At 63.9% G+C, this 6,467-nt stretch carries 6 protein-coding genes; 1 reads left to right on the top strand and 5 read right to left on the bottom strand.

Annotated elements, in window-relative coordinates; genetic code table 11:
* Window positions 1-288: 288 nt before the first annotated feature.
* Window positions 289-714, top strand: a complete 426-nt coding sequence (locus tag AC08OJ_RS10405) for an HAD family hydrolase (protein ID WP_476595622.1) — start codon at window positions 289-291, stop codon at window positions 712-714.
* Between the two features lie 359 nt (window positions 715-1,073).
* On the opposite strand, the gene AC08OJ_RS10410 is transcribed toward AC08OJ_RS10405, so the two are convergent.
* The 5 genes from AC08OJ_RS10410 to AC08OJ_RS10430 all read right to left on the bottom strand — a co-directional run bounded on the left by AC08OJ_RS10410 (window position 1,074) and on the right by AC08OJ_RS10430 (window position 5,626).
* Window positions 1,074-1,748, bottom strand: coding sequence for an MBL fold metallo-hydrolase (locus AC08OJ_RS10410; protein ID WP_476595623.1), 675 nt, complete (start codon window positions 1,746-1,748; stop codon window positions 1,074-1,076).
* A 62-nt stretch (window positions 1,749-1,810) separates the two neighbouring features.
* Window positions 1,811-2,728 (bottom strand): substrate-binding domain-containing protein, encoded by a 918-nt coding sequence (locus AC08OJ_RS10415; RefSeq protein ID WP_476595624.1) that lies wholly within the window; start codon window positions 2,726-2,728, stop codon window positions 1,811-1,813.
* 266 nt (window positions 2,729-2,994) lie between these two features.
* Window positions 2,995-4,005 carry an ABC transporter permease gene (locus tag AC08OJ_RS10420; RefSeq protein WP_476595625.1) on the bottom strand — a complete coding sequence of 337 codons (1,011 nt, stop codon included), beginning with the start codon at window positions 4,003-4,005 and terminating at the stop codon, window positions 2,995-2,997.
* Window positions 4,006-4,052: 47 nt separating this feature from the next.
* The gene (locus tag AC08OJ_RS10425; RefSeq protein WP_476594151.1) at window positions 4,053-4,901 is read right to left on the bottom strand and encodes an ATP-binding cassette domain-containing protein; all 849 of its coding nucleotides are present in this window, start codon (window positions 4,899-4,901) and stop codon (window positions 4,053-4,055) included.
* A 377-nt stretch (window positions 4,902-5,278) separates the two neighbouring features.
* Window positions 5,279-5,626 carry an acetoacetate decarboxylase family protein gene (locus tag AC08OJ_RS10430; protein WP_476595626.1) on the bottom strand — a complete coding sequence of 116 codons (348 nt, stop codon included), beginning with the start codon at window positions 5,624-5,626 and terminating at the stop codon, window positions 5,279-5,281.
* Window positions 5,627-6,467 lie beyond the last annotated feature (841 nt).

The raw sequence follows: 6,467 nt of genomic DNA on the forward strand, positions 1-6,467 counted from the left end.
TCGATGGACACCACGGCGCGAACCAGCGAACAGGGGGCAGTCAGCGGCCAGCCGCGGTGGTGTTCGACTGCGATGGATTGCTCGTGGACAGCACGGCGGCATGGGCCACCGCGTTCGACGAGGCAGCCGCGGCCGTCTCCTTCGAGTTGGACGACGCGATGCGCGGGCAGCTGGTCGGCAGCTCCGTCGCGTCGGGGGCCGCGCGGATCGCGCGCTGGGGCAACCAGGAACACGAAGCTGCCTTGATCGCATCGGTGCTTCACCGTTCGCTGCGGCAGGCGGTGAAACGTGACCCTACCTCGCGCCATGCCGGGCGCGGCCGCCCTGCTCGCTGGCCTGAGCGGCAGCGTACCGATGGCGGTCGCCTCGAACAGCCCGGCCGATGTACTCGTCGCGATGCTCATCGGCGCGGGATTCGATGTGGCGTTCGACGCGACCATCGCCGCGGACGATGTCGACCTACCCAAGCCTCACCCGGAGGTCTACCTAACCGCCTGCTCGGCCCTGGGAGTTGATCCGCGCGACGCGGTCGCCGTCGAGAACTCCAGGATCGGGGCAATCGCCGCGCAGCGGGCCGGTCTGGCGGTCATCGTCGTTACCACCGGAGACTGGCCGCAGAGCACACCCCTGCCGTGGCCGGCGGAAGGACGCCCTCTCCTGGTGACCCCGTCCCTGACCGAACCAGCCGTCATTCGCCAGCTCATGCCGTCATGACGAATCCCCCGGCGACGCAGGCGACCGGCAATGTGAACGGCGGCCGGGCGACGTCGACGACACGGCTTGGAGTACTCACCGATCTTCATCTCGCTGCTTGGTAGGTGCGGGAGGGCCCGTGGCTCGGCTGCCCGGGCGCGCCGGGCCCTCCCGGTGAGTTTCAGGCTGACCACGCTCGCCCTTCGTGGAGTGCGAGGGTGCCCTCCTGTGCCTGCGGGAAGTGTGAGCCGACCCCGTCGGTTCCTGGCTTCGACAGCTCGTTCCAGATCCACTCCCGGCTGTGGTTCGCAAGCTTGACGTCGACGTCGCCAACGCTGTGCCAGCTCGGGTGGTGTAACTGGTGCGGGCAGGTGATCGCGTCACCGAAGAACAGGATCCGCTGGCCGCCGCTGGCCGCCGCTGGCCGCCATGACGCTGGTGTGCCCCGGGGTGTGACCCGGGGTCGGCATCAAGGAGATTCCCGGCAACACTTCCAACTTTTCACGGTCCAGGAGTTGAACGCTGCCGGCATCACGCAAGCCAGCAAGCGAGAGCTGCTGATCGATAATGAACTTCCGCTCATCGTCGTCTTGCCCATCCGTGGATTTTCTGGCCGACTCCTGGAAGTACGTGTAATCAGCCCCGCCGATCCAGATCCTGGCCTGAGGGAACAAATTAGCGTTCGGATCGACGAGCCACCCGAAGTGATCACAGTGCAGGTGTGTCACGACGACATCCTCCACCTCCTCAGGGTTGACACCGATGGCGGAAAGCTGCTCCGGGAGAAGCCCGCCCTGGACTGAGCCATGTGATAGCAGCTCACCCGAGGCTTGCCACACCGTACCGGTAATCTTTACTGGGCCCAGCCCCGCATCGATCAGGACGAACCTTCCGTGTGGATTGCGGATGAGGAAGCACCCCAGGGGCAGCACCGCCAATGCGCCACCCGGTTCGAAGAGTGAGCTGTACACCGGCTCGGCCGCACCAGGTCCCAGATATGTCCGCTCCGGACGAAACACACCGTCGGTGAGGGCCCAGACATCGAATTCACCCATCCGCCGATAGCGTGGTAGTGGCAGGGCAACACGATCGGCGCTGCCGAGTTCAACGGCGGCGTTTAGCACTTGGCTAGCGCGTTTCCCAGCGAGACACCTGCCTTCGCCAGGGACCCCTTGGTGTAGAGCGTGAAGTCGAGGTTCACGACCGTTTCCACCGGACGGCCCGTCAACTTGTTGACGATCTGATCCACCGCGTTGGCGCCAATCTCCCGCTCCGGAAGAGATGTGATTGCAGCGACTTCTCCTGCGTTCAACTGGGCAATGCTGGTGTCATCCGAACCGCCGTAACCGCCAACAATTTCCAGATCCGCGCCGCGCTGCTTGGCGGCCGTCACGATGCCGGTTGTCGCCTGAGTCTCAGTACCGAAGACGCCGAAGAGGTCAGGATGACGAGCCAGCATGGCGGCAGCGGTCTTCGTGGTGTCAGCTACGCCGCCAGCATCGAACTGCGCCCCAACGTAGGTAATGTTGTCGTACTTCTTAATCTCAGATTCGAAGCCATGCCACTCCCCGTCAGCAGCAGCGCTACCACCGGCAGTGAACGTCATGAGGCCGACCTTGACCTTCTTACCGTTTGCCTTCTCGGCCAGGTACTTGGCCGCTAGGGCCCCACTCTGCTCGTTATTAACAAGGCTTTGAGCCGTCAATTGATCAGTGTTAGTCAAGTTATTGATTGCGGTGGCAACGTGGATTCCCTTGTCGACCACCGACTTGATGGGTTCGTACATGGCGTTCGGATCCGTCGGGCTGATTACCAGCCCATCCGGGCTGGTCGCCAAGGCGGCGTTTAGAACCGGGATCTGGGATGCGGGCGTGAATTCGGCAGCGTACTGCCTTGTGATCGAAACACCAAGCCGCTCCGCTTCCGCTTTAGCTCCGCAATATACGCCCCCGTAAAGCGGTGCATTATAGGCGACATAGATGAACTTCTTTCCTTCTGCGCTGCCTGATTCGGGCGCATTTGCAGCAGGAGTCACGGCCGCTACGGCGCTTCCGCCGGAGGCGGTTTCGGACGATGAATCGGATCCGGACGAGGTTGAGCAGGCGGCCAAGGCGACCAGGACCGCCAAGGCTGCGGCAGAGGCGGGTGCCTTCCGGAGGCAGGTGGGTCGAGTACGCATTATGATTCCTTCGGGTGCTGATTGGTGCGTGAGTGGGGAAGTATCACGGCGTTACCGAGAAACTGAGAATCGAGCGCTCTCTGGCTTCGGCTTCGAGATATGCCGTGAAGGGAGACCCGGAGTCAGGTGGTCTTGGAGTAGGAACGGCGCACCTGGTCGCCCCAGAGGGCGAGGATGAGGGCGACGCCGACGCTGATCTGCGCGTAGAAGGGGTCGACCCCAGCGACGACGAAACCGTTCTGCAGTACGGCGGGGATGAAGACACCGATCAGTGCGCCGATGGTGCTTCCGACTCCGCCATAAAGACTGGCTCCGCCGAGCGCGACCGCGGTGATGGCGTTTAGGGCATCCGTGCTGTGGCCGCCGATGGTTGTGGTGGAGAAGCGGGCGAGGTTGAGGAACGCGACGAATCCGTACCCGAGGCCGGCCAGTGCGTACACCCTCATGGTGTGCAGATCGACCTGCACTCCGGCGCGCTGCGCTGCGATTCGATCGGATCCGATTGCGAAGGTGTAGCGGCCGAAGCGCGTCCTGCGGAGGCAACGGGTGGCCGCGACGACCACGACAGCGGCTATGATCACGATCGTGGGGATTCCGAAGACACGACCGATACCAACGCTTTTTGTAAGCGCGGCGGGCACCGTCGCAAGGTCGGTTCCCCGACTGATCACGTAGGCGGCGCCCTGCGCGATTCCGAGCGTTGCGAGAGTTGCCACGAACGCTGCGAGCTTGATCTTCGTCACCAGCAACCCATTCAGCAGCCCCCAGCCCAGGCCGGACACCAGTGCGACGACGAACCCGAGCAGGATGGCGTCCGCGCCGCCAGCTGTTCCGCCCATCGCCTGGAACGTCGTGGCCGTGATGACCTCGGTGAAGGCGATGATGCCGCCGATGGAGAGGTCGATCTGGCCGCTGACGATGACAAGCGTCGTCGCCATAGCCAGGACGATCAGGATACTGCTGTCCGAGACGAGGTTCTTGAGGTTGCCGACGGTGGCGAAGCCACCGGGCTGCCACACGCAGAACATCACGATTAGCGCGACGAGCCCGGCGAGCACGCCCACCTCGGGATTGCTGGCGATGCTCCGCAGGCGATAGGGATGAGCCGTTCCCGCGGTGCGCGAGGAGTCCATGTCAGTTGCCGTCGTGTGGTCGGTTGCCGTCGTGTGGTCGATTGCCATTAGCCGAGTCCCGTCATCGCGCCCACGAGCCGTTCCATGGTTGCCTCACCGATCGGGATCGATGCGACGCTGCTACCCAGTCGCATCACGACGATCCGGTCGACCACTTCCAATAGCTCGGGGATGTTGTGGCTGATGAGGACGACCGCGACGCCGCTGGCGGCTGCCTGCTTGACCAGCTTGGCGACCTGCTCGGTCTGGCGGACGCCGAGCGCGGCGGTCGGCTCGTCCATGAAGATGATGCTGCGGGAGAACGCCATGGCCCGGACGACCGAGATGAGTTGCCGTTGCCCGCCGGAGAGGTTGCGGACCGCGACATCCAGCGAGGGCAGGCGCAGATCAGCCCGGTCGAAAACTTCGGTCGCTGCCTTCCGCATGCCGCGCTGGTCGAGCGTGCCGAGCGGCCTTCGGCCGGGCGCGAATCGTTCCCTGCCGAGGAAAAGGTTTGCGACCGGGTCGAGGTCGGGTGCCAGGGCAAGGTCCTGATGGACGACCTCGATACCGTGGGTGCGTGCCACGGTCGGTGACATGAGGTGCGCGGGCCGCCCGTCGATGTCGACGGTGCCGTTGTCAGGGCGAAGGGCCCCGGTGAGGGCCTTGACGAGAGTGCTCTTCCCGGCGCCGTTGTCGCCGACCAGGCCGATGACTTCGCCGGACGCGATCTGCAGATCGGCACCGCCAAGCGCCCGCACATGCCCGAACGATTTGGTGATGCCGCGCGCGACGAGCCGTGGCGTGTCCGGCACGTCGGTCGGCGGCGTTTGACCGGGTGCGGCGAGGCAGCCCACAAGCTGGTCGCCCGCGAGCGGAATGCCCGTGCGCCGGACTGCGATGATCTGGGTCGTCATGGTCGTCCTCCGTCGGGAAGGAACGGGTCATGGACTGAGTGCGGTGTGGGCTTCGGAAGCGGTATTCGGCCAGCGCGTCCGCGGTCAGGGTTTGCACGGCCTGTGTTCGTTCCGGGTCGGCGAGGACCACTCTGACGAGGGCCACCCATCGCACGGGCGATCACGTCCGCGACGTCCACATAATCAGGGCACAGGGCATCGGGCTGTTTCGGTTACTCGACGCCCTCTGCGGTGGGCCCTCGACGCTGGCGCCCTCTGCGCCGATAAACTCGATCATGGCGACCTCGGTCGGGGTCAACTGGATGTCCGCGGCGGCGAGGCTGTCGCATGGCCAGGGACAGGACACGGCGGGCTGGCCGACTGCATTGCGCTGCGCGTCAGCCGCGCGAGGGATCGTGGTAGTCCTTGACGACGGTTCCGAAGTCAAGTTCCAAGTTCATGACGGTGTAAACCGCGCGTACCGGGCCGACTGGCTTGAGACGGGTGATTGGGTCTAGGTCGCTCTCTGGGCCGAAGTCGACTGCGCCGGTGCCGGCGAAGATCTCCGGTTTGCCGTCGCTGCCAACGACCGGCTCGGCGGTGAAGTCGTCGACGACCAGCTGCAGCACCGCTGGGGGCTCGTCCCATTCGGCCGAGGGGATGTACTTCAGGCACAGCCCTGCATGCTGGGGCAGCTCGGACCTGTCGGCGAAGCGCTCCAGCCGCATCCGACCCGAGGCGATCATGAATGCGGAATTGGCATTCGATGAAGCCGCAGGTCTCGCGATGCGGACCGAACGTGGAGAACGTGATGTCCTGAAACCACAGGTGTACCTGCGGCGTGTCGCTTACCGGCTCCACCTCTTCCGGCAACAGCTCAAGCACCGGCTCCAGTGCGGTCTCGTAGGTGAAGATCAGGTTCCGAGAGCCACGGTAGAAATGCGGCGGGCGCGAGTATAGCGCGCCCCAGGCCGGGCCGCTGAAGGCCATCTTCTCCGGTGTCAGTCGTCCCATGACTCTCTCCTTTGATCTTAAAAATGAGCGGAATCAAGTGGTCAGGGCGACACATGCCCTGACCACTTGATTCCGCCCGCGTCAGCAACACTCGCCACATCGGCGCCATTGGAACCGATCGTTATATTCATGGAACATAGCTACATGAAATAAAGTTCCAATGAACGCTGGGTGTACTTCCTGTATCGAGAAGAGATCGAAATTTTGCGCCGACACTGCCCATTACACAGGGCTAGCTGGTGCTCACGGACGGATCTGAAACCCCTTACAGCCGACCACCCCTACGTCCGCCAAGCAGCTCGGTAGAGCCGCCACCGGGGCGAGCGAACGCGCCGATCACGGCCCTACCGTACGATCAAGATCAAGTAATGTCGGACTGGTACGGCGGGGGACCTGTCGTCCAGCGAGAGGTGCGTCGTTGCGTCACGGCCATAGTGGGTTACTCCAGGCGTATCGACCGTCGTCAACGACGGTCACGCGGCAATACTTTCCGGCAAAGGCGCTGAGCTCGAAACATTGCAGTGGGTAGTCGATCGTCGATCATGTTCGGCGGCTAACATGTCGCCGGTCCGA

It is taken from the genome of Frankia sp. CgKIO3 (assembly GCF_977946435.1).

Coding starts and splice junctions, on each gene's coding strand:
- AC08OJ_RS10410 (WP_476595623.1), bottom strand. CDS start 1,748: ATGGGTGAATTCGATGTCTGGGCCCTCACCGACGGTGTGTTTCGTCCG.
- AC08OJ_RS10420 (WP_476595625.1), bottom strand. CDS start 4,005: ATGGACTCCTCGCGCACCGCGGGAACGGCTCATCCCTATCGCCTGCGG.
- AC08OJ_RS10425 (WP_476594151.1), bottom strand. CDS start 4,901: ATGACGACCCAGATCATCGCAGTCCGGCGCACGGGCATTCCGCTCGCG.
- AC08OJ_RS10430 (WP_476595626.1), bottom strand. CDS start 5,626: ATGATCGCCTCGGGTCGGATGCGGCTGGAGCGCTTCGCCGACAGGTCC.